23 protein-coding genes and 2 tRNA genes are annotated in these 18,587 nt (G+C 62.5%); 12 read left to right on the top strand and 13 right to left on the bottom strand.

Annotated elements, in window-relative coordinates; translation table 11 throughout:
• Positions 1-145: 145 nt before the first annotated feature.
• Both rpsB and tsf read left to right on the top strand, forming a co-directional pair.
• The gene (gene rpsB / locus HYN69_RS08190) at positions 146-910 is read left to right on the top strand and encodes a 30S ribosomal protein S2 (RefSeq protein ID WP_108435312.1); all 765 of its coding nucleotides are present in this window, start codon (positions 146-148) and stop codon (positions 908-910) included.
• A 71-nt stretch (positions 911-981) separates the two neighbouring features.
• On the top strand, positions 982-1,890 hold the full coding sequence (gene tsf / locus HYN69_RS08195; RefSeq protein WP_108435313.1) for a translation elongation factor Ts: 909 nt from the start codon (positions 982-984) through the stop codon (positions 1,888-1,890).
• A 295-nt stretch (positions 1,891-2,185) separates the two neighbouring features.
• On the opposite strand, the gene HYN69_RS08200 is transcribed toward tsf, so the two are convergent.
• Entirely contained in the window at positions 2,186-3,013 is an 828-nt protein-coding gene (locus HYN69_RS08200; protein WP_108435314.1) for a helix-turn-helix transcriptional regulator, read from the bottom strand.
• 59 nt (positions 3,014-3,072) lie between these two features.
• On the opposite strand from HYN69_RS08200, the gene HYN69_RS08205 reads away from it, so the two are divergent.
• Complete coding sequence (locus HYN69_RS08205) at positions 3,073-4,245, top strand: NAD(P)/FAD-dependent oxidoreductase (protein ID WP_108435315.1); 1,173 nt, start codon at positions 3,073-3,075, stop codon at positions 4,243-4,245.
• Between the two features lie 37 nt (positions 4,246-4,282).
• Here the strand turns inward: HYN69_RS08205 and rpe are convergent, their stop codons facing one another.
• A complete protein-coding gene (gene rpe / locus HYN69_RS08210) occupies positions 4,283-4,984 on the bottom strand; it encodes a ribulose-phosphate 3-epimerase (protein ID WP_108435316.1) in 702 nt (233 codons plus the stop codon).
• Between the two features lie 967 nt (positions 4,985-5,951).
• Between rpe and HYN69_RS21910 the strand changes: the two genes are divergently transcribed.
• The 6 genes from HYN69_RS21910 to HYN69_RS08240 all read left to right on the top strand — a co-directional run bounded on the left by HYN69_RS21910 (position 5,952) and on the right by HYN69_RS08240 (position 8,185).
• Positions 5,952-6,629 carry a phage integrase central domain-containing protein gene (locus HYN69_RS21910; RefSeq protein ID WP_159082404.1) on the top strand — a complete coding sequence of 226 codons (678 nt, stop codon included), beginning with the start codon at positions 5,952-5,954 and terminating at the stop codon, positions 6,627-6,629.
• Positions 6,556-6,732, top strand: a complete 177-nt coding sequence (locus HYN69_RS20975) for a hypothetical protein (protein ID WP_174213584.1) — start codon at positions 6,556-6,558, stop codon at positions 6,730-6,732. The genes HYN69_RS21910 and HYN69_RS20975 overlap by 74 nt, the downstream gene beginning before the upstream one ends.
• Positions 6,732-6,986, top strand: a complete 255-nt coding sequence (locus HYN69_RS08225) for a hypothetical protein (protein WP_159082405.1) — start codon at positions 6,732-6,734, stop codon at positions 6,984-6,986. Before HYN69_RS20975 ends, HYN69_RS08225 begins: the two co-directional genes overlap by 1 nt.
• Positions 6,987-7,060: 74 nt before the next feature.
• On the top strand, positions 7,061-7,558 hold the full coding sequence (locus tag HYN69_RS08230) for a hypothetical protein (RefSeq protein WP_159082406.1): 498 nt from the start codon (positions 7,061-7,063) through the stop codon (positions 7,556-7,558).
• Positions 7,555-8,073 carry a hypothetical protein gene (locus HYN69_RS21355; protein ID WP_230426530.1) on the top strand — a complete coding sequence of 173 codons (519 nt, stop codon included), beginning with the start codon at positions 7,555-7,557 and terminating at the stop codon, positions 8,071-8,073. The genes HYN69_RS08230 and HYN69_RS21355 overlap by 4 nt, the downstream gene beginning before the upstream one ends.
• A gap of 38 nt (positions 8,074-8,111) precedes the next feature.
• Positions 8,112-8,185, top strand: a tRNA-OTHER gene (locus tag HYN69_RS08240).
• Positions 8,186-8,282: 97 nt separating this feature from the next.
• Here HYN69_RS08240 and HYN69_RS08245 read toward each other — a convergent pair.
• The 11 genes from HYN69_RS08245 to iscR form a co-directional block, all read right to left on the bottom strand.
• Complete coding sequence (locus HYN69_RS08245; RefSeq protein WP_108435321.1) at positions 8,283-8,564, bottom strand: hypothetical protein; 282 nt, start codon at positions 8,562-8,564, stop codon at positions 8,283-8,285.
• Positions 8,565-8,911: 347 nt separating this feature from the next.
• Positions 8,912-8,988: transfer RNA gene (locus HYN69_RS08250), tRNA-Arg, on the bottom strand.
• Between the two features lie 54 nt (positions 8,989-9,042).
• Positions 9,043-10,266: a cysteine desulfurase gene (locus HYN69_RS08255; protein WP_108435322.1), complete on the bottom strand. Its 1,224-nt coding sequence runs from the start codon at positions 10,264-10,266 to the stop codon at positions 9,043-9,045.
• Between the two features lie 3 nt (positions 10,267-10,269).
• Entirely contained in the window at positions 10,270-10,854 is a 585-nt protein-coding gene (locus HYN69_RS08260; protein WP_108435323.1) for a YIP1 family protein, read from the bottom strand.
• Positions 10,854-11,333 (bottom strand): YIP1 family protein, encoded by a 480-nt coding sequence (locus HYN69_RS08265; protein ID WP_108435324.1) that lies wholly within the window; start codon positions 11,331-11,333, stop codon positions 10,854-10,856. The genes HYN69_RS08260 and HYN69_RS08265 overlap by 1 nt, the downstream gene beginning before the upstream one ends.
• 1 nt (position 11,334) lies before the next feature.
• Positions 11,335-12,621 carry a Fe-S cluster assembly protein SufD gene (gene sufD, locus HYN69_RS08270; protein WP_108435325.1) on the bottom strand — a complete coding sequence of 429 codons (1,287 nt, stop codon included), beginning with the start codon at positions 12,619-12,621 and terminating at the stop codon, positions 11,335-11,337.
• A complete protein-coding gene (gene sufC / locus HYN69_RS08275) occupies positions 12,621-13,376 on the bottom strand; it encodes a Fe-S cluster assembly ATPase SufC (protein ID WP_108435326.1) in 756 nt (251 codons plus the stop codon). Before sufC ends, sufD begins: the two co-directional genes overlap by 1 nt.
• Before the next feature lie 33 nt (positions 13,377-13,409).
• Entirely contained in the window at positions 13,410-13,721 is a 312-nt protein-coding gene (locus HYN69_RS08280; protein WP_108437102.1) for a YbjQ family protein, read from the bottom strand.
• A 17-nt stretch (positions 13,722-13,738) separates the two neighbouring features.
• Positions 13,739-15,274 carry a Fe-S cluster assembly protein SufB gene (gene sufB, locus HYN69_RS08285; protein WP_108435327.1) on the bottom strand — a complete coding sequence of 512 codons (1,536 nt, stop codon included), beginning with the start codon at positions 15,272-15,274 and terminating at the stop codon, positions 13,739-13,741.
• Positions 15,275-15,311: 37 nt separating this feature from the next.
• Complete coding sequence (locus HYN69_RS08290) at positions 15,312-16,331, bottom strand: cysteine desulfurase family protein (protein ID WP_108435328.1); 1,020 nt, start codon at positions 16,329-16,331, stop codon at positions 15,312-15,314.
• A 7-nt stretch (positions 16,332-16,338) separates the two neighbouring features.
• Entirely contained in the window at positions 16,339-16,812 is a 474-nt protein-coding gene (gene iscR / locus HYN69_RS08295; protein ID WP_108437103.1) for a Fe-S cluster assembly transcriptional regulator IscR, read from the bottom strand.
• Between the two features lie 153 nt (positions 16,813-16,965).
• Between iscR and HYN69_RS08300 the strand changes: the two genes are divergently transcribed.
• From HYN69_RS08300 to HYN69_RS08310, 3 genes are read left to right on the top strand one after another with little or no spacing between them, the layout of a single operon-like run.
• Positions 16,966-17,625 carry an alpha/beta hydrolase gene (locus HYN69_RS08300; RefSeq protein ID WP_108435329.1) on the top strand — a complete coding sequence of 220 codons (660 nt, stop codon included), beginning with the start codon at positions 16,966-16,968 and terminating at the stop codon, positions 17,623-17,625.
• Between the two features lies 1 nt (position 17,626).
• Positions 17,627-17,890, top strand: coding sequence for a hypothetical protein (locus tag HYN69_RS08305; protein WP_108435330.1), 264 nt, complete (start codon positions 17,627-17,629; stop codon positions 17,888-17,890).
• Complete coding sequence (locus tag HYN69_RS08310) at positions 17,890-18,480, top strand: HD domain-containing protein (RefSeq protein ID WP_108435331.1); 591 nt, start codon at positions 17,890-17,892, stop codon at positions 18,478-18,480. The genes HYN69_RS08305 and HYN69_RS08310 overlap by 1 nt, the downstream gene beginning before the upstream one ends.
• Positions 18,481-18,587: the final 107 nt, after the last annotated feature.

The raw sequence follows: 18,587 nt of genomic DNA on the forward strand, positions 1-18,587 counted from the left end.
ACACCCCCCCGAAACCCGCTAAGGCACCGCCACTTCACAGGCGAGGCTTGGGCTGTGCGGGGAGAAATCCCGTATGGTCCGCCGGTTGGGGGCATCCGCCCCTGAAGACGGCTTCGCCAAGGTTCAAACCGGAAAAGGATAAGACATGGCTCTTCCCGAGTTTTCCATGCGTCAGCTGCTTGAAGCAGGCGTTCACTACGGCCACCAGACCCAGCGCTGGAATCCGCGCATGGGCGAATACATCTACGGCGACCGCAACGGCATCCACATCATCGACCTGACGCAGACCGTCCCGATGCTGGATCAGGCGCTCAAAGTCGTGCGCGACACGGTTGCCAAGGGCGGCCGCATCCTGTTCGTCGGCACCAAGCGTCAGGCGCAAAAGGCAATCGCCGAAGCCGCCGAAAAATGCGCCCAGTTCTACATGAACCACCGTTGGCTCGGCGGCACGCTGACCAACTGGCAGACCGTGTCGAAATCGATCCAGCGCCTGAAGCAGATCGACGAGCTGATGGCACACGGCGCCGAAGGCCTGACGAAGAAAGAGCGCCTGAACCTCGAGCGCGAGCAGGGCAAACTGCAAGCCTCGCTCGGCGGTATCCGTGAAATGGGCGGCACCCCCGACCTGATCTTCATCATCGACGTGGGCAAGGAAGACCTCGCCATCCTCGAAGCGCAGAAATTGGGCATCCCGGTCGTCGCCATCGTCGACACCAACTGCTCGCCCAAGGGCGTCGATTACGTGATCCCCGGCAACGACGACGCCGCACGCGCCATCGCGCTGTACTGCGACCTGATCGCCCGCGCCGCCCTTGACGGCATGTCGGCCCAGCTTGGCGCCGCAGGCGTCGACCTCGGCGCGCTGGAAACCGCGCCCGAAGAAGAAGCTGTCGCCGAAGTCGAAGCCTGATCGGCTGTCACACCAAATTCACCCGGCAGCGATAGCTGCCGGGTCATTCAATCCGAATTATGGAGTCTGACATGACCGTCACCGCTGCAATGGTCAAAGAACTGCGCGATTCCACCGGCGCAGGCATGATGGATGCCAAAAAGGCACTCACCGAAACCGATGGCGACATGCAAGCCGCCGTCGATTGGCTTCGCACCAAGGGCCTTGCCAAAGCCGCCAAGAAAGCCGACCGCGTCGCCGCCGAAGGCCTTGTCGGCGTGTCGGTCAAGGATGGTCGCGGCGTCGCCGTCGAGATCAACTCGGAAACCGATTTCGTCGGCAAGAACGCCGATTTCCAGTCGCTCGTGCGCGAAATCACCAAGCTCGCGCTTGAAACGGGTGAATCGATCGACGTGCTGAAATCGACCCACTTGAACGGCGAGCCGGTCGAAACCGTGATCCAGAACGCCATCGCCCGCATCGGCGAGAACATGACCCTGCGCCGCATGCACGTTCTGGATGGTGACACCGTGGTGTCCTATGTCCACAACGCCGCGACCGAAGGCATGGGCAAGATAGGCGTGCTCGTCGCGCTCAAGGGCGACGCTGCCAAGGCGCAAGCCATCGGCAAGCAATTCGCCATGCACATCGCCGCGACCTCGCCGCTGGCACTCTCGGAAGCTTCGCTCGACCCGGTCGTCGTGGAACGCGAACTCGCCGTGCAGACCGCCAAGGCGCTGGAAGAAAACGCAGCCTCGGCCAAGCCCAAGCCCGAAGCCGTCATCCAGAACAACATCATCCCGGGCCGGATGAAGAAGTTCCTGTCGGAAGTCACGCTTCTGGGTCAGGCCTTCGTCATCAATCCCGATGTGACCGTTGAACAGGCCGCCAAGGATGCTGGCGTCGAAATCACCGGCTTTGCCCGCGTCGCCGTCGGCGAAGGCATCGAAAAAGAAAAAGAAGACTTCGCCGCCGAAGTCGCGAAAATGGCGCAAGCCTGATCGCAGCGGGGCAGGGGCCGGTTGTCCGGCCCCTCTTGGCGCAAAAAATAACGGTGCAACCGCAAGGCTGCACCGTTTTTTCATGCCTTCGGGGAAAGAAGGCACTCTACGCTAAACGGATGGCGGGAATGTCCACCCGGTACTGAAAGATCGGTCCGGCCGGGGAAAAAGCCGAACCGCAACGGCGTATTGCGGGACCAATAATCCGCAACGGCCGTGTGCCCTTCTTAAAAAGGCACCCCGACCATCAGACTTTCCGTCACGGAACGTAAGTATGGAAAACCCTACCGCAGACTTACGCGCCGCGCAGGAAGATCATGTTCAAAAGCGCGGCCTTCGCCACCGCCTGCGCTGTCGTCTCGACATCCAGCGCCTCGCGGGCCAGCCTCAGGTGCTTTTCCACCATCGCCGCCGAAACCCCCATCAGCGTGGCGATATCTCCGGCCGTCTTGCCATCCGCCACCCATTCCAGCGCCTCGCGCTGCCGGTCGGTCAGGTTGCGCCTGCGGTTCTGCGCGGGCATCTGGCTGATCTTGAGATGCATCATATGCGCGACCGATTGTATCTCGGCCCCGCGCCGCGCCCAGATATCCTCGACATCCTCGGTCGTCAGCCCCACGTCGGCGATCAACCCCAAGGCGCCCTTCGCCCGTGCCGAGCTTTGCGGAAAGCTGATCGTCACCCCCGCCGTGATCCCCATCGCGGCATTCTGCATCACGGCGTCGATTTCGTCGGGCGACAACTCGCCCCGCGCCAGCTTTTCGCGCACCCATCCCCAGGTGCAGCAGCCGGTATTGGCCTGCGCCCATTTCCAGACAGGCGTGCGCGCATAAAGCCCCTCGGCAAAGTAGCGCCGCGCATATTCCGGCCCCGCGGTCGTCAGGTAAACCACATCGTCGGGGTTCCCGATCGACCGTTCATAGCGGAAGCGCGTGAACCCGTAATTGGCCCGCGAGAACCCGCATTCGCGGTAAAAGTGCGCTGCCACGTCCCAAACCGCACCTGTCGCCCCTGCTTCCGCGATCCGGATCAGCAGGTCGAGCACCTTTTCCAAAATCGTTTCCCCTGCCCAAATCACCGGCGCAATTTCCGGTTCGGCTTGTCCTGCCAATACAACTGTCATACCCAAGCATCCGACAGGCTGTCGAGTTGGTATGCGACAAAAAACGGGAGCAGACGCAAATGCAAGCGGACGTGGTGGTGATCGGCGGCGCGGTCATGGGCGCATCGGTTGCTTTCTGGCTTACCAAACTGCACCCCGGCCTCGATGTGCTGGTGGTCGAACGTGACCCCAGTTTCGCCCGCGCCTCGACAGCCCTTTCAGCCGCAGGCATCCGCCAGCAGTTCACCACCGCGATCAATGTCGAAATCTCGCGCTTCGGCATTGATTTCATAAAGAATTTCCAAGAGTGCCTTGGCCATGACGTGGGCATCCCCTCGCTTGGGTTGCGCGAAAACGGCTATCTCTTCCTCGCCACCACCGACACCGCACTTGCCACGCTGACCGATGTCGCCGCCATGCAACGCGAGCACGGCGCCGCGACCGAGATATGGGGCGTCGACCAGACTGCCGCACGCTTCCCGTGGCTGAACACCGACGATCTGACAGGCGCGAGCTTCGGGCCGCGCGACGAAGGCTTTTTCGACAACATGGGCCTTCTGTCAGGCTTTCGTGCCGCAGCCAAGGCACAGGGCGCAAGGTTTCTCACTGACACCGTCACCGGCCTTACCATCTCTGCGGGGCGCGTTACGGGGGTCACATTGGGGCAGGGGGGCCACGTTTCCTGCGCGCACGCAGTCAATGCCGCAGGCCCTCGTGCTGCCGAAATCATGGCGATGGCGGGCCTGCCCTTGGCGGTCGAGCCGCGCAAACGCACCGTCTTTGTGATCGACGCCCCGAACGCCCGCCACCCCGACGCGCCCTTGATGATCGACGCCGATTACTGGATCCGGCCCGAACACGGCCAATGGATCACCGCGACCGTCCCGTCGGATGACGGACCCTGCGACGCGACCGATTTCGACGCCGATTTCCACCTGTGGGAAGATGTGATCTGGCCCGCGCTCTGGCACCGCGCGCCGGGTTTTGACGCGGTCAAGGTCGTGCGCCACTGGGTCGGCCATTACGCCTATAACACGCTCGACCAGAACGCGATCCTCGGCCCGCATCCGGCGTTGCCGAATCTTTACCTGATCAACGGCTTCTCCGGCCATGGCCTGCAGCAATCGCCAGCTGTAGGCCGTGGCATTGCCGAACATATCCTGCACGGCGGCTGGCGCAGCCTCGATCTGTCCGACCTGTCGGTTGACCGGATGCTATCGGGCAAACCTTTCGCAGAACTTGCCATCGTCTGAAAAAGCTGTGCATCGGTTGTGCATCCGGGCAGACCGGTCAAACCAACCCCGGAACCGCCATTTCCGCCGCCTTGCGGATCGCCGCGATGTTGCGCCCGTAAGCCTCGGGCGCATCGACCGATCCGCCGGTGAACACCGCAGAACCCGCCACCAGCACATCGGCACCCGCCGCCGCGACCAAGGGCGCGGTCTCGACGGTCACGCCGCCGTCGATTTCGATATGGATCGGGCGCGCCCCGATGACGCTACGCAAGGAACGCACCTTATCCACTTGGGAATGAATGAATTTTTGTCCGCCAAAGCCGGGGTTGACGGTCATGACACACACAAGATCGATCAGGTCGATCAGATGCGCCACCTGTTCGATCCCGCTGCCCGGATTGATCGCCAGACCTGCTTTTTTCCCTGTGTTCCGAATAGCTTGCAGCGTGCGGTGAATGTGCGGCCCGCTTTCCAGATGCGCGGTGATCACATCGGCGCCGGCGGCGGCATAGGCCTCGATATAGGCATCGACCGGCGCAATCATCAGATGCACGTCCATCACGCCCTTGATATGCGGGCGAATGGCTTTGCAGGTCGCAGGACCAAAGGTCAAATTCGGAGCGAAGTGCCCGTCCATCACATCGACATGCACCCAATCGGCACCTTGCGCCTCGATGGCGCGGCACTCGGCACCGAAATTCGCAAAATCGGCCGACAGGATCGACGGGGCGATCTTGATACTGCGCGAGAACGCCATGGAAACCTCCGCTTAAGCTTTCTGTGCTTTGGTGTACAGCGTGAACGGGAGCAGGGCCAGTGCAACGCGCGGCGAATTCTTCTGCGAAGAATTCCGGTGACGAAGTTTCTGCGAAACTTCACCGCGTATCTGATCCATCGCAAAAAGATCACCGGCAGGGGTTTTCGGTTCAAAACCCGGGCCGGCCAAACGGTACAATTCAGATTTATTACATAATATTCATTATGCGAAATATGGATTTACGGGGGACGGAGAGCGAGGCTTCGCGCGGCCTCGTGGGCAAGTACGTCGACACCGTTGCTTGGCCGGATGAGCGGTTCGAAGTGCGCTCGAAAGGGTTTTCACTGCCCTGCGGCCGAAGCGGCAGCTCACGCGGCCGAATGAGCCTGACCGCAGGACCGGTCAGGTCTGCGATATTCAGGTCTGCGATATCGGGGGTCTCCGCCCTGCCCGGTCCTGCTCCGACAGCGAAACGCGACAGTTCTACTTTGCACGGCTGACGACGAATAAACTTGGTGACAAGAATGACAAGCTAAACCAACAACCCAACCGCTCGAACGATCATATGGAAATTGGCGCACCCGGAACGTGCCGAATTCATCTTTTTGCATTTGTTCATCCTCGTGCGTTTTGGCATAAAGATGTAAATCTTATCAGATGCTTGTCGTTCGAACTTTGCGCGCCGCCTCAGTTCATCTTGTATATATTAGTCTAAGTATGTTTAAATTAGTCAATCCATTTATGGCTATGCAGTCGGCTATGCCGCTTTTCGGGAAAAAGTTCGAATCCCGATTTTTGCGGTAGGCCGACGGTCTGAGGAGTAACCAGTGCCCAAGCGAGCGAAGGAACTTTCGGCGATCGAGATTCGCCGCGCGTCTCATCCCGGAACGCCAGACCGCAACATTTGGTTTCCCGTCGGTGGTGTCTCCGGTCTGTTGCTGCAGATCACCCCCCGTCAGGCAAAGTCGTGGCTGCTACGGACAACCATTGGAGGGCAGCGTCGCGGGATTGGGCTGGCCCCTACCCCGAGGTTGGCATCGCTCAGACCCGAGAGCGGGCGCGGGACGCAAAGGAGAAGATTGCCTCAGGTATCGACCGAGTAGAAGCTCGGCGCGCTGCTAGGGCCGCTCTGGCGGCCGCGCAGCGCCGTGGTCTGAAGGTGGACAATGCTCTTGATCGATGGATCGAAGCGAAAGGCCCTCAGATCGGGAACGAGAAGGCCGTCAAGTATCTCCGGGCATCGTTCGCGTCCTACGTGATGCCCCACATCGGCGACATGGCCGTGCACGAGGTTGCGACCCAAGACGTGCTTCGGATCCTGCAGCCCATATGGGCGGAGAAGAACGAAACCGCCCGCAAGGTTCGCATGCGTCTTGAGGCTGTGCTTTCGTGGGCCGCCGTCGCTGGCCACCGGCCACACGACCAACCCAACGCCGCCCGGTGGAAGGGCAACCTCGCCGAGCTTTTCCCCGCGCCCGAAAAAGTAGCGTCCAAGGTGAACCAACCGGCCATCGGGCAGGCTGACCTTGCGCCGTGGTGGGCATCCCTCGCCCGGCGCGGCGGTATGACCTATGGCGCGGCGCGGTTCGAGTGCCAGAGCGGGGGGCAGGGCCTATCGCCCCGCCCCCTTCCTTTCCGAGGATGACGAGCTGCTCATGGTGGAACTCGCCGATGCCCTCGCCTTCACTCTCGAATGGCTGGAATGGGCGGCCTCAGCCTCGCGCGGCGCCTCATGGAGGGGCCGATAATGGCCCGCAAAGGCGCAGCGGTGGACAAGCGCGTCCGCAAGATCGAAGGCCGCTTGCGCGACCGTCTGGCGCGCATGTTCCCCCAGGTGGACGCACACGACCTGATCCTAGAACTTCGTCCCCTGATCCACGAAATCGCCCGTGACGGGGTCGAAGACCATGACGCCCTGTTTCGGCGGGCGGCGACGGAACCGAAGTTCCGCGAACTGGTCGCGCGGATCGGCGAAAGGATTGCAGCGAAGACCCGCGCATAACCGGCGGTTGCATCGGAACGCGAGCAAGGCGAGAATTCGGCCTGCCCCTGTCCCCCTCTTTGCGAGTGCCCGCCATGCCCGAGCCGTTCCTCCCCCTTCTGGACCGTCAGGCCACCATCCGAGGGCGCGAGGTCGTCTTCACTTGCGGCGACGCCACCGAGGCCGCCGCCGCGCTGGCACAGGCGCGAGACCGCGCTGCCCGAGGCGAAGACGCCATCGCGACGCTCCTGTCCATAGCCGAGACCATTGAGCAATGGGGCAAGGCTGAATTGGTCGACGGCAAGGGGATCGGCAACGACCTTCTGGACCTCGCCGACATCATCGGCGCCGAAGACGCCGCCCGAGCACGTGGCCTGTCAAAGTTCTTGCCGTCTCGCAGCCAAACCTACCGCGACGGCGCGCGTTGGGCGCTACGTCGCTGCATTGCGTGGCTTCATGCCGAGGCCGCGTCGATGAACGATCCCAAAGCGCGGAGCGTGCTGCACTCCGCAGCCTTCGGCATGGGGTGCTGGAAGCGGAAGGCGCTGGAAGACGCGCCCGACAGCGTCTCACGCGCTGGCGGTTCGCTATGACCGCCCGCACGCCAAAGCCCCGCCTCGCGCGTGTGGCGGCCCTGCCAGAGCCGCAATGGACGCCCGAGCTTGTCGGCGACGCGCTGGTCACCGCGATGCGCTGGGCCGCCTCTCAGGGGCCGGTGGGGCCTCGGGGCTACAACCATGTCAGGTTTGCCTTCTCTGCCTCTCTGGACGACCATCTGGACGAAGGCTGGGGATTGCCCGAGGTTGCTGGTCAGGACGAACCGCCCGAAGACCGGCCGCTTCGCCTCATGCTTCCCCCGGCGGTCGTCTCGCGTCATCGCGCGGCGCTGGAATGGCCCGCAACCTACCTCTGCCCCGCCCATGTGGGCAGCGCCCGCGCCCTTGGCCTGTGGGCAGCCTGCAAGGCCACGGGGCGGTCCTTCGACGGGGCACTCAAGGCGCGGGCCACCATGCACCGATCGGTGGCTTACAGACTACGGGACAAGGGCCTGTCGCTGGTGAGCGTGGGCCTTGCCCGCGACGGAGTGCTGGTTGACGTTGCCGCATAGGCTTGGCAGGCGGTGGGCAGGCGATGTAGCCTGCCCTTCTGCCCGTGGGCGAACTGGTGAAGCCATATGGTCGATAGGCCTAGGATTGGGGGTTCGAATCCCCCCGGGCAGTCAAAAGGCGGGCCGGATAGACCGGCCCGCCAGGTAACATGCCGGGTAGCGCAAAGGGCCGCCCGGTGATCCGGGCGGCGCATGTGTTTCGGGTGTGCTCAGGCGTTCAGAAGAGCGACTTCCTCGACCAGCTTGGCGACGCGCGGGAAGTCGTCGTCATTGATCTGGTCAAGCGCCCAAAGACCGCCCGTCACGCCCCTGTAGATCATCAGGGAACGCGCCTTGAGGGCGAGGTCGTCGCGGCTTGTCGAAGGGATATCCATGACACGGTGCCACGCCGCATAGCTGGCGTCGATGACCGCAGGCTCTTCGGACAAGGCCGCCGCCCGGTTCGCCTCAACGAATGCGTCAAAGGCAGCGGTTACAGTGGTCGCATTCATGGCTTCACCTCGTAATGTTGAACGTCAGGCAAGCATCGGCGGCTGCTGAAAATCTGTCAAGTTATTGTTTTTGTTGGTTTTTATCCAACATTTTGACGGGCTTTCTGCGGAGAAGTTGGTTTTTATCCGGCAAAATCCGCGATGCAGCGCACAAACGGGCGGGCGATGTTGGATTGTATCCAACATCGACTCGGTCACACCGCAGCGCGACACGGTGCGACAGGCTGTCGCACCAAAGAGGCAGTCAGCCGTCGGCTCCTACCGTTTTCATGTTGGCTCTGTGATTGGCTAGCGGCGCGTGCCGCGATCAATAAATCGCAGTAAAAACAAGCACATATGCATGATATTGGCGCACCCAGAAGGATTCGAACCTTCGACCTCTGCCTTCGGAGGGCAGCACTCTATCCAGCTGAGCTATGGGTGCGCGCTGTGCGAACCGATTACCGAAAACGGCGGTCGGTTGCAACGCCTTACCGCATCAGCCGTTGAAAAGTTCGTTCGCCAGTTCCAAGGCCGACACCAGCGCATCGACCTCGGCCTTTGTGTTGTAAAGCCCGAACGACGCACGGCATGTCGCGCCAACGCCCATATGCTCCATCAGCGGCATCGCGCAATGCGTTCCGGCCCGAACGGCGATCCCGCGTTTGTCGAGGATGGTCGAGATGTCATGCGCATGCGCCTGCCCCGCCAGCGTAAAACTGAAGATCGCGCCCTTTGTTTCGGAATTTCCCTGCACGTTCAACCAGTTCAGCCCCGCCAACCGGCTGCGGGCATAGTCGCGCAAATCCCGCTCATGCGCTGCGATATTTGCCATGCCAAGACCCATCATGTAGTCCAGCGCCACGCCAAGCGCGATCTGGGACACGATGCTGGGCGTGCCAGCCTCGAACTTCATCGGCGGATCGTTCCATGTCACCGCATCGCGGCCAACCTCGCGGATCATGTCACCGCCGCCGATGAACGGCCGCATTTCCGCCTGCCGCTCGGCCCGTACGTAGATCGCGCCCGATCCGGACGGCCCATAAAGTTTATGCCCCGTCACGGCATAGAAATCGCAGCCAATCGCCTGCACATCGACCGGCATATGCACCGCCGCCTGCGACCCGTCGACCAGCACGGGCACGCCCTTTTCGCGCGCGCCCCGGCAAATGGCGGCCACATCGACCACCGTGCCCAGCACGTTCGACATATGCGTGACCGCCACCAGTTTCGTGCGCGGCCCGATCGCATCGATCACCGCCTGCGGGTCGAGGTCGCCATTGGTGTCACAGTCGACCCATTTCAGCACCACCCCCTGCCGCTCGCGCAGGAAATGCCACGGCACGATATTGGCGTGATGCTCCATGATCGACAAAACGATCTCGTCCCCCGCCTGCAAGCGGGGTGCGGCCCAGGCATAGGACACCAGATTGATCGCTTCCGTCGTGCCGGAATTGAAGATGATCTCGTCTTCCGAAGCGGCGTTCAGAAACCGTTTGACGATTCCGCGTACGCCTTCATACCGTTCGGTCGCAAGGTTGGAAAGATAATGCAAGCCACGGTGAACATTGGCATATTCCATCGAATAGGCCTGTGTGATCGCATCGATCACCACCTGCGGCTTTTGCGCCGACGCGCCATTGTCCAGATAGACCAGCGGCTTGCCGTTGACCTGACGCGACAGGATCGGAAAATCGCCGCGCACCGCATCTACATCATACATGGCCTAGATCCCCGCCGGAAAGAACGGCAACAAAACGACCGTCATCACCAGCACCATCACCACAAAGGTCGCAATCACCCCCGCCAGAACCATCCCCACCGACCGGAACCCGTGCAGCTCGGCCACGAAATTGGTCAAGAGCCACAGGAAAATCACCACCGAGGCCACTTCCAGCAATGACGCCAAGGGCGGCATCACCACCAGCAACACCATCTGCATGAAAACCAGCGCAAGCTGCACCACCTGCAACCAAGCGACCAGCAGCACCGCATCGGGCAAAGACCCGCTGCCCCCGCGCCACCGCCCGACCCCGTAAACCAGCAGCGCCGTCACCCCCATGCCGAACCCGACCATCCCCGCCCAGAAGAACGGGCCGGGCATCGCGATCACCTCGCCATCCGGCCCGATGGTGGGCGCCATGGCCGACACGGCATACATCACGATGGCCGAGGCCACCGCCATCAGCACAAGTGCCGCCCAACGCGCGTTGTCGGGCAGGCCCGATTGCACGATCATCGCCGCCGCCTTGCGCGGGTTCTGAAACGTCAGCTTCAACAGTGCGACCAACCCGCCAACCGTCACGTCCATCACCGCTCCGCCTCGATCAGCATGTTGATCCACAAGTATAAAAACCCCGCCGCTACGGCGATGCCAACTGCGGTCAATGCCGCACCCTGCCCCAGAAAGCCCGCGACCAGCCCGTTCAGAAGCATCAAAGGGGCCACCGACAGCAGCGCCCAGAACAGCGCCAAGCGGGCCGAAAACCACGTTCCCTTGCCACCGAAAAGCCGCGCCACTAGGTGACTTAGCGCCGCCACCGCGTAAAGGAACAGGGGCAGCAGGAACACCACCCCCATCAACGCCCCGACCATCCGCGCTTCCAGCGGCACCTCGGGCTGCAAGAACGCCTCGCGCGACAGGCGCGGCCATTGCGACACGAAGATAAGCGCGCAAGCCCCCATCACGGTTGCCAGCGCGCGGTCTTCCCGCGGGCCGTCGGCCAGCTTGGCGCGGATCACCCCGCGCGGGTCGCGCCAAGACCGCAGCATATCCAGCGTGACAGGCATATCAGTGCTCGTGCCGCGCCAGCCAGCCTTCCAGCCGCGCGCGGATATCCTCGGCAATGGTCTCGTCCTCGATCTCGGCAATCGCCTCGGCAAGGAAGGCCAGCACCAGCAACCCCTGCGCCTGCCGCAGCGGCACGCCGCGCGATTGCAGATAGAACAGTGCTGTCTCGTCGATCGCGCCACTGGTCGATCCGTGCGAACACTTCACGTCGTCGGCGTAAATCTCCAACTCTGGCTTGGCGAGGAACTGGCTATCCCCGTCCAGCAGAAGCGACTGGCTGATCTGGTAGCCATCGGTCTTTTGCGCGCCCTGTTTGACAAGGATCTTGCCCTGAAACACACCCACGGCACCGTTCTTCAAGACCTTCTTGAACACCTGACGGCTTTCGCAGCGCAGTCCCGCATGGGTGACAAACACCGTATCGTCGTGGTGGAAGGCCCCGTCCCCGACCGCAGCCCCCGCGACATGGGCCACCGCATCATCGCCCAAAAGCTCGATCACCGCCTCGTTGCGCGTCAGCACGCCATTGGCGGTCAGCGTGAAGGATTTGAACAGCGCCCCCTCGGCCAGACGGGCAAAGACATGGGTCACCGCGCGGCGTTCATGGTCGCGGCCCTGCGACCGGATATGGTGGAACCGCGCGCCCTTGGCGACATCGACCTCCATCACCTTGTTGAACCGCGCCGCGGCGGGGCCGTTTTCCAGAATGGTGATCTCGGCGCCTTCCTCCAGCTTCACGCAATGGTGCAGGGTCGCATCGGAAACTTCTGATTTATGGTGATAAATCAGCGAAACCGGACGCGCCGCCTTGCCCGTCACGCGGATCAGCACGCCGTCGGTCGCAAAGGCCGTGTTCAGCACCGCGAGCGGCCGCTCGACCGGAACCTGCCCCCGCGCCTCAAGCACACCATACAAGCCCTGCGCCCAGTGGATATCGCGCCCGCCCGCATCGCCCAGCCGTTCGATCTCGACCCCGGCAAGCGACAGATCGTCCGACTGCGCCGGATCGAAGACACCATCGACAAAAACCAGCTTCAGCCGGTCCAGACCGGCAAAGGTCATCGGCTCGTCATCCGCCGCGAATAGCGCCGCCTTCGGTGCTGCCGCCGCCGTCAAACTCGCCGGATCGGTATAGCGCCAGTACTCGTCACGCTTTCCCGGCAATCCCATCGCCGACAACCGCGCCAGTGCCCCTGCCCGCGCGGCCCCCAGCCACCCGTCGGGCGCAAAGGACAAACCGGCGATCCGCGCCGCCAGCGCGTCCTGCTTTGCGACAGCCAAAGCCATCACGCGCCCTCCGCAAGCAGATCGGCGTAACCGTTGTTCTCGACTTCCAGCGCCAGCTCCGGCCCGCCCGTCTTGATGATCCGCCCCGCCGCCATGATATGCACCACGTCCGGCTTGATATGGTCCAGAAGCCGCTGGTAATGCGTGATAACCAGAAACGACCGCCCCGCGCTCCGCAGCGCGTTCACGCCTTCGGACACCAGTTTCATCGCGTCGACGTCGAGGCCCGAATCCGTCTCGTCCAGAATGCACATGCGGGGTTCCAGCATGGCCATCTGCAAGATCTCGTTGCGCTTCTTTTCGCCGCCCGAAAAGCCCACGTTGACGGGCCGCTTGAGCATATCGGCATCGATCTTCAGCGTCTTTGCCTTCTCGCGCACGACCTTCAGGAATTCACCCGCCGACATTTCCTCTTCGCCACGCGCCTTCCTCTGCGCGTTCACCGCCGTCCGCAAAAAGGTCATGTTGCCGACGCCCGGAATCTCGACCGGATACTGGAACGCAAGGAACAGCCCCGCCGCAGCCCGCTCTTCCGGCTCCATCTCCAACAGTTCCGCCCCGTCCAGCGTGGCCGACCCTTCGGTCACCTCATAGCCGTCACGGCCCGACAGCACATAGGACAGCGTCGATTTGCCCGACCCGTTCGGCCCCATGATCGCATGCACCTCGCCCGCGCCGATGGACAGGTTCACACCCTTGAGGATCTGCTTATCCTCTTCCTCAAGTTTCACGTGCAGGTTCTTGATCTCAAGCATAATTCTGTCCCGTCATCATTGGCCCCTCGGGCCTTATCCCAGTCTGACCGCCGTGCCGCTGGCCGAAACCATCAGCATCTGCCCGATCACCTCGTAATCCAGATCGACCCCGACCACCGCATTCGCCCCGCGCTTGGTCGCCTCGGCCTGCATCTCGGCCAGCGCGGTTTCACGCGCATCTGCCAACTTCGCCTCGTAAGCCCCTGACCGGCCACCGATAATGTCCGTCACGCTGGCGAAAAGATCACGCACGATATTCGCCCCCATGATCGCCTCACCCGTCACGATGCCAAGGTATTCGGCAATCTGGTAGCCCTCGACCGAAGGCGTCGTCGTGACGATCATCGGTTTGGCCCCCCACATCAGCCGACAGACCCTTCCAGCGAAATCGCCACAAGGCTCTGCGCCTCCATGGCAAATTCCATTGGCAGGGCCTGCAACACTTCCTTGCAGAACCCGTTCACCACCAGCGCCACCGCCTCTTCCTCGTCCATCCCGCGGCTACGGCAATAGAACAGCTGGTCCTCGTCCACCTTGGACGTGGTCGCCTCGTGCTCCACACGGCTCGAGTTGTTCTTGACCTCGATATAGGGCACCGTATGCGCCCCGCATTTGTCGCCGATCAGCAGGCTGTCGCACTGGGTGTAATTACGCGAATTCGTGGCCTTGGGGTGCATCGACACCAATCCGCGATAGGTGTTCTGCGCCCGCCCTGCCGAAATCCCCTTCGAGACGATCCGGCTTTTGGTGTTCTTGCCCAGATGCACCATCTTGGTGCCCGTATCGGCCTGCTGGGCATTGTTGGCGATGGCGATGGAATAAAACTCGCCCTGTGAATCATCCCCCCGCAAGATGCAGGACGGATACTTCCAAGTGATCGCCGACCCGGTTTCGACCTGCGTCCACATCACCTTTGACCGCGCACCCCGGCAATCGGCGCGCTTGGTCACAAAGTTGTAAATGCCGCCAACCCCGTTCTCGTCGCCCGGATACCAGTTCTGCACCGTCGAATACTTGATCTCGGCATCGTCCAGCAGCACCAGCTCCACCACCGCCGCATGCAGCTGGTTGGTGTCGCGCTTGGGCGCGGTGCAGCCTTCAAGGTAGCTGACGTAAGCCCCTTTGTCGGCGATGATCAGCGTCCGCTCGAACTGTCCGGTATTCTCGGCATTGATCCGGAAATAGGTGCTCAATTCCATCGGGCAGCGCACGCCTTCGGGGATATAGACGAAAGACCCGTCCGAAAACACCGCGCTGTTCAGCGTCGCAAAATAGTTGTCCGACTGCGGCACGACCGAGCCGAGGTATTTCTTCACCAGTTCCGGATGCTCGCGCACCGCTTCGGAAATCGAACAGAAGATCACCCCCGCCTTGGCCAGTTCCGCCTTGAACGTGGTCCCGACCGAAACGCTGTCGAACACCGCATCCACCGCAACCTTGCGCTCGCCGGCCTCCTCGGCCCCCTCGACGCCCGCCAGAATAAGCTGTTCCTTCAGCGGAATACCCAGCTTGGCATAGGTCGCCAAAAGCTTCGGGTCCACCTCGTCCAGCGACTTGGGCTTGACGGCCATGCTTTTGGGCGAGGCATAGTAATACTGGTCCTGATAGTCGATCTTCGGGTAATTCAGCATCGCCCAATTCGGCTCTTCCATCAGCACCCAGCGGCGGTAAGCGGCCAGACGCCAATCGAGCATCCACGCAGGCTCGCCGTTCTTTTCCGAAATCAGCCGCACGATATCTTCGGACAGGCCCTTGGGCGCATAGTCCATCTCGATGTCGGTTTCCCAGCCGTATTTGTACTTGCCGGCCATCGCCTGCACGGTCTCGATGGTCTCGCGGTCCACGCCGTCGCGGACTTCGGTTTCCTCGATCACGGTATCTGCGGCAAGATCGGTCATCGTCGTCTCCTCCAAGGCCCGAAAGCCCGTTTTATTCTCAGGCAGCCCGTGCAAGCGCCTTGGCATACTGCGCCGACCACACATCGGCAAAGTGCAACACCTGTTCTTCGGTCGTGATCGGCCCCAGCGAGATGCGGATCGCCTGCGCGGCCAGCCCCTCGTCGAACCCCATCGCCGTCAACACGCGGCTCGCCTTGACCTTCCCGCTGGAACAGGCCGACCCCGCCGAAATGGCGAAACCGGCAAGGTCCATCGCCATCACCTGCGTCTCGCCCTTCCAGCCGGGTGCGATCAGGTTCAGCGTGTTGGGAAGACGGGGTCCGCCTTTCCCGACTGAAATAGTATTGTTTGCCGATGCTGACAACGCGGTTTCTAGAATATTTCTAAACTCGGCCACTTGGTCCCAGACTCCATCCGCCAGATCACGCGCCGCCGCCTCGGCCGCAGCGCCCATGCCCGCGATGCCGATGATGTTCTCGGTCCCTGCACGACGCCCCATCTCTTGCCCGCCGCCGGTCAGCACCGGCGGCACCTCGAAGCCGTCGCGCACAATCAACGCGCCCACACCCTTTGGCCCGCCGAACTTGTGCGCCGACACGATCGCCATCTCCGCGCCCGACCAGGCAAAGGAAAACGCCACCTTCCCCACTGCCTGAACGATATCGAGCATGACCGGCCCCTCAGGCACAGGCGCCTCCGCGATCACACCCGTCTCGTTGTTGGCATAGCCCCAGCCCAGCACCGGCACGCCCTGCCCTGCCCGCGCCTGCGACATCAGGCAATCATGCGCGGTCGGCTCCACCACCACCGCGCCAAAGCCGCGCAACACCGCCGCAGCTTCCGTCGCGCCGCTGGTAAAGACCACCTCGGCAGGCTTGCAACCCACCGCCGCCGCCACTTGCGCCCGTGCCTTTTCCACCAGCGCCCGCGCCGCCCGCCCCTCGGCATGCACCGACGAAGGGTTTCCGGCCACATCCATCGCCGCAATCATCGCCGCCCGCGCCTCGGCGCGCAGCGGCGTGGTCGCGTTCCAGTCGAGGTAAACCCGCTCCCTCATGCCCCGGTCAGACATTCTCGTCCACCACATCCACCACGCGAAACAGGGCCGGAACCGCAGGGCATGGCGTCATCGTATTGCCGATCACGTCCGAAAGCCGCGTCTGGTGCAAGAACACATAGACCTGCGCCGAAAGCCCCTCCCACAGCCGGTTTGTCAGGCTTTGCGCCCGCGTGCCCGACACGCCGCCCGACACGCCTGCGCCTGTGTGCAGCGCGTCGACATTCTCGTCCACCGCCTCCATCACATCGGAAATCCGGATCGCATCGGCGCTTTTGGCCAGCTTGTAGCCGCCCCCCGGCCCGCGCACCGCCTCGACCAGCCCAGCGCGGCGCAGCTTGACGAACAACTGCTCCAGATAGGGCAGGCTGATGTCCTGACGCTTGGCCACCGCCGCCAGCGACACCAGATCATCCCCCTTGGCGAGCGCGAGATCGGCCAGCGCCACCATCGCATAGCGCCCCTTGGTCGAGAGTTTCATCGCAAAGCCCCGCAAAAACATTGACGCCAAGGCATCGGCCCATTACCTGAAAACCGACCCCGCAGGATGGCATTTCGGCCTCCCTTTGGAATGGTTCTAAATTACCCTAGCGATTTCGTCAACAAATCGCTCATGGAAAGACAGGCGCGACGCATGCCCGAAGTCATTTTCGCTGGCCCCGAAGGCCGGCTCGAAGGCCGCTACCATCCGCAAAAAGACCGTGATGCACCGATCGCCATCGTGCTCCATCCGCATCCGCAATACGGCGGAACGATGAACAACAAGGTGGTCTACAACCTCCATTACGCCTTCTACAATCTCGGCTTTACCGTGCTGCGCTTCAACTTCCGTGGCGTCGGCCGGTCACAGGGCGAATATGACCAGGGCATCGGCGAACTGTCCGACGCTGCAAGCGCGCTCGACTACCTGCAATCGATGAACCAGAACGCGAAACACTGCTGGGTCGCGGGCTTTTCGTTCGGCGCATGGATCGGCATGCAACTGCTGATGCGCCGCCCCGAGATCACCGGCTTCATCTCGGTCGCCCCTCCGGCCAATATGTATGATTTCTCCTTCCTCGCCCCCTGCCCCTCGTCGGGCCTGATCATCAACGGCACCGCCGACCGCGTGGCCCCGCCCAAGGATACCAAAACCCTTGTCGGCAAGCTGCACGAGCAAAAGGGCATCACCATCACCCATACCGAAATCGAGGGTGCCGACCACTTCTTCAAGGACGAAGAGCAGCATATGAAACCGATGATCGACACGGTTTCCACCTATGTGCGCCGCCGTCTGGGCGAAGGCTCGCGCTGATATGGGCGTGGTCGAAGACCTCGCCGACGGCCTCGCCCGCGACGTGCTTGCGGCGCAGGGCGAACTCGACGACGACCGCTTCTTTGAGAAGGTCTCCAAGGTGCTGGGCGACCTCTCGCCCACCACGCAAGAAGCCTTCATGACCGCAATCCGTGTCCGCCTTGCTGAAAAGCGCGGGCGCGAGTTTATGGAAAAGTCACTGCGCGCCAAGCGCGGCCAAGGTGTCGCCCCCGTAGCCCCGCGCGGCCCCGACACGGGCCACTGATGACCCAAGACGCCCGCCTGACCGCGCAATTCGCCTTCCTCAACGAGGCCGACCGCCTGAAATCGGTGCTGCGCGCTACCACTCTTTGCGACGGATCGCGCCGCGAGAATTCGGGCGAACACTCTTGGCACCTTGCGCTCTATGCCATGGTCCTTGCCGACCAATCCGCCCCCGGCGTCAACATCGACCGCGTGATCCGCATGCTCTTGATCCATGACCTCGTGGAAATCGACGTGGGCGATGTGCCGATCCATTCCGAAAACGGGCAGGCCCATGCCTCTGAGGCCACGGTGAAAGCCGAACAGGCCGCCGCCGCCCGCATCTTCGGCCTGCTTCCGCCCGATCAAGCCGCAAGTTTCCGCGCCCTCTGGGACGAATTCGAAGCCGCCGGAACGCCCGACGCCATCTTCGCCAAAAGCCTCGACCGCGTGCAACCTGTGATGGCCAACCTGCAATCGGGCGGCGGTACGTGGATCACCTATAACGTCACCGCCGATCAGCTCGAAACCCGCGTGGGCAGCAAGATCGCCCGCGGCGCGCCACGGCTGTGGGATTGGGTCAAGGCGCAAACCACAGCCTTCTTCCGCTGACGGTCCCCACAAAGCGAAGTCTGACGCAGACTTCGCGCCGGAATTTGACGCAAATTCCGCCTACCACCCGCGCGCCCCCGATTTTTGCGTCAAAAATCGACGCGGAA

Source organism: Gemmobacter aquarius (genome assembly GCF_003060865.1).
Lineage (GTDB): Bacteria > Pseudomonadota > Alphaproteobacteria > Rhodobacterales > Rhodobacteraceae > Paragemmobacter > Paragemmobacter aquarius.

Coding starts and splice junctions, on each gene's coding strand:
- rpsB (WP_108435312.1), top strand. CDS start 146: ATGGCTCTTCCCGAGTTTTCCATGCGTCAGCTGCTTGAAGCAGGCGTT.
- tsf (WP_108435313.1), top strand. CDS start 982: ATGACCGTCACCGCTGCAATGGTCAAAGAACTGCGCGATTCCACCGGC.
- HYN69_RS08200 (WP_108435314.1), bottom strand. CDS start 3,013: ATGACAGTTGTATTGGCAGGACAAGCCGAACCGGAAATTGCGCCGGTG.
- HYN69_RS08205 (WP_108435315.1), top strand. CDS start 3,073: ATGCAAGCGGACGTGGTGGTGATCGGCGGCGCGGTCATGGGCGCATCG.
- rpe (WP_108435316.1), bottom strand. CDS start 4,984: ATGGCGTTCTCGCGCAGTATCAAGATCGCCCCGTCGATCCTGTCGGCC.
- HYN69_RS20975 (WP_174213584.1), top strand. CDS start 6,556: ATGGCGCGGCGCGGTTCGAGTGCCAGAGCGGGGGGCAGGGCCTATCGC.
- HYN69_RS08225 (WP_159082405.1), top strand. CDS start 6,732: ATGGCCCGCAAAGGCGCAGCGGTGGACAAGCGCGTCCGCAAGATCGAA.
- HYN69_RS08230 (WP_159082406.1), top strand. CDS start 7,061: ATGCCCGAGCCGTTCCTCCCCCTTCTGGACCGTCAGGCCACCATCCGA.
- HYN69_RS21355 (WP_230426530.1), top strand. CDS start 7,555: ATGACCGCCCGCACGCCAAAGCCCCGCCTCGCGCGTGTGGCGGCCCTG.
- HYN69_RS08245 (WP_108435321.1), bottom strand. CDS start 8,564: ATGAATGCGACCACTGTAACCGCTGCCTTTGACGCATTCGTTGAGGCG.
- HYN69_RS08255 (WP_108435322.1), bottom strand. CDS start 10,266: ATGTATGATGTAGATGCGGTGCGCGGCGATTTTCCGATCCTGTCGCGT.
- HYN69_RS08260 (WP_108435323.1), bottom strand. CDS start 10,854: ATGGACGTGACGGTTGGCGGGTTGGTCGCACTGTTGAAGCTGACGTTT.
- HYN69_RS08265 (WP_108435324.1), bottom strand. CDS start 11,333: ATGCCTGTCACGCTGGATATGCTGCGGTCTTGGCGCGACCCGCGCGGG.
- sufD (WP_108435325.1), bottom strand. CDS start 12,621: ATGGCTTTGGCTGTCGCAAAGCAGGACGCGCTGGCGGCGCGGATCGCC.
- sufC (WP_108435326.1), bottom strand. CDS start 13,376: ATGCTTGAGATCAAGAACCTGCACGTGAAACTTGAGGAAGAGGATAAG.
- HYN69_RS08280 (WP_108437102.1), bottom strand. CDS start 13,721: ATGATCGTCACGACGACGCCTTCGGTCGAGGGCTACCAGATTGCCGAA.
- sufB (WP_108435327.1), bottom strand. CDS start 15,274: ATGACCGATCTTGCCGCAGATACCGTGATCGAGGAAACCGAAGTCCGC.
- HYN69_RS08290 (WP_108435328.1), bottom strand. CDS start 16,331: ATGAGGGAGCGGGTTTACCTCGACTGGAACGCGACCACGCCGCTGCGC.
- iscR (WP_108437103.1), bottom strand. CDS start 16,812: ATGAAACTCTCGACCAAGGGGCGCTATGCGATGGTGGCGCTGGCCGAT.
- HYN69_RS08300 (WP_108435329.1), top strand. CDS start 16,966: ATGCCCGAAGTCATTTTCGCTGGCCCCGAAGGCCGGCTCGAAGGCCGC.
- HYN69_RS08305 (WP_108435330.1), top strand. CDS start 17,627: ATGGGCGTGGTCGAAGACCTCGCCGACGGCCTCGCCCGCGACGTGCTT.
- HYN69_RS08310 (WP_108435331.1), top strand. CDS start 17,890: ATGACCCAAGACGCCCGCCTGACCGCGCAATTCGCCTTCCTCAACGAG.